The sequence below is a fragment of the Pseudomonas rossensis genome (genome assembly GCF_039888995.1).
GTDB classification, from domain to species: domain Bacteria; phylum Pseudomonadota; class Gammaproteobacteria; order Pseudomonadales; family Pseudomonadaceae; genus Aquipseudomonas; species Aquipseudomonas rossensis.
Genome location: NZ_JBBWCB010000280.1, coordinates 1 through 2,098 on the forward strand (window position 1 = coordinate 1; position 2,098 = coordinate 2,098).

Here is a 2,098-nt window from a genome sequence, read left to right on the forward strand (position 1 = left end):
ACAGTCGCAGACAGGCTGGTCGCGCCGGGGCAATCGTACAAATTCGACCAGACCGTAATGTGGAGTGTGGCCAAACTCCCCGGCGGCCCGTTGATTCGCAAGGAAGTGGTCGATCCGCTGCGATACCTGAGCCACTCGGTTGTACGGCGCAATTACGAGGCCAGTGCGGACGTCGCCTCGCTCGGGCCTATCGCGACCCGGAACAGCACCTACGTGCTGCAGGAGTATTTTGTGCCGGTAGCCCAGCTCAACGCGTTCGTACAGCAAATGGCCGCCATCCTGCAGGCGCACCGCGTTGACGCCGTCAACATCTCCATCCGGCACGCGCCGGGCGACCCCGACTCGTGTCTGTCTTGGGCACGCGAAGAAGTGTTTTCGCTCGTACTCTATTACTGGCAACACGTTTCCGTGGTTGACCGCGAGGAAGTCGGCACGTGAACGCGCGAACTTATCGACGCCGCGCTGTCGCTTGGGGGTACCTATTATCTGCCCTATCAGCTGCATGCGACGCGGGAGCAGTTCTCACGTGCCTACCCCAACGCGCCACGCCTGTTCGCACTCAAGGCGCAATTCGATCCGGACAAGCGATTCCGGAACAAGCTCTGGGACAAGTACTACACGGGGTAGCGCAAGGCCCATGGCAATGGAAACCTGAACCCGATGTGTGTGATGCCCTTGTCCATTGAGCGTCCGTTATTTGGCAAGCTGTGAGGCAGCTTTGGGTCGGCTGCTGCCCTTCGTAACTGGTCGTTATCGACCGAACGTAAGGAGGTAGGAACCTTTAAGGCCCACCCTCCCACAACTCAGCAGCCACCTGCGAGCATTGCTACGTCCAGTAATCGACCTGATGATGCCAGCCGCTCGCCAGAAGTCGCAATTCAATCCCGAGCAATCTTGTCATTTGCCAAGGCTTAGGGCAGGGTCGATACCACTGAGATCTCTGCCAAAGGAGTCACCCCATGTCAAAGCTATATCCCAGTATCGATCCCGAGGGGCTGGTCGAGTACTCAGTGGTCTACACCGACCGCTCGCTCAACCACATGTCGCAGTCATTTCAAGGCGTGATGAAGAACATTTCCAGGACCCTGAAACAGGTCTACAACGCCCAGGCTGTTGCGGTGGTCCCGGGCAGCGGCACATTCGGCATGGAAGCGGTGGCGCGACAGTTTGCCACCGACCAGCAATGCCTGGTGATACGCAACGGCTGGTTCAGTTATCGCTGGAGCCAGATCCTTGAGATGGGCAACATCCCGGCGGCCACCACGGTGCTGAAAGCCCGACCGGTCGACACTGGTCGCCAGGCTGCCTACGCCCCACCCCCTCTGGACGAAGTGCTGGCAGCCATTCAGGCGCAGAAGCCGCAGATTGTCTTCGCCCCCCACGTTGAAACCTCATCAGGGATTATCCTGCCCGACGAGTACCTGCGGGCCGTCGGCGACGCCGTGCATGCGGTGGGTGGCCTGTTCGTGCTGGACTGCATCGCCTCAGGCACGCTTTGGATTGATATGCAGAAATGCGCAGTCGACCTGCTGATCAGCGCACCGCAGAAAGGCTGGAGCGCCTCCCCTTGCTGCGCCCTGGTGATGCTCAGTTCTTTGGCCCTCGAGCGCATCGAACAGACGCATAGCAGCAGCTTCGCCTGCGACCTGAAAAAGTGGCTTCAGATCATGCAGGCCTACGAACAGGGCGGACATGCCTACCATGCGACCATGCCCAGCGATTCCCTCGCGCGATTTAACGAAGTGATGAAAGAGACGCAAGCCTACGGTTTCGACAAGGTCCGCGGCGAACAACAGGCTCTGGGCGATCGGGTGCGCGCAATGTTGACCGGCAAAGGCATCAAAAGCGTGGCCGCAGCCGGCTTTCAGGCCCCTGGCGTAGTGGTGAGCTACACCGATGATGCCGACATCAAGAGCGGTAAGAAATTTGCCAACCACGGCCTACAGATCGCCGCCGGAGTGCCGTTGCAATGCGACGAGCCGGCCGACTTCCAGACCTTCCGCATCGGTCTGTTCGGACTCGAAAAGCTGCACAATATCGAGCGCACGGTCAGCACCCTCGAGCAGGCACTGGACGAGGTGATGGTTAACTAAGCCCT

Annotated in this window: 1 protein-coding gene and 1 pseudogene; both read left to right on the plus strand. The window is 59.6% G+C overall.

The window, feature by feature from the left end; translation table 11 throughout:
• Positions 1-438 (plus strand): annotated as a pseudogene (locus tag WLY71_RS30385) (FAD-binding oxidoreductase); the annotation flags it as partial.
• 521 nt (positions 439-959) lie between these two features.
• Positions 960-2,093: an aminotransferase class V-fold PLP-dependent enzyme gene (locus WLY71_RS30390; protein ID WP_347806527.1), complete on the plus strand. Its 1,134-nt coding sequence runs from the start codon at positions 960-962 to the stop codon at positions 2,091-2,093.
• Positions 2,094-2,098 lie beyond the last annotated feature (5 nt).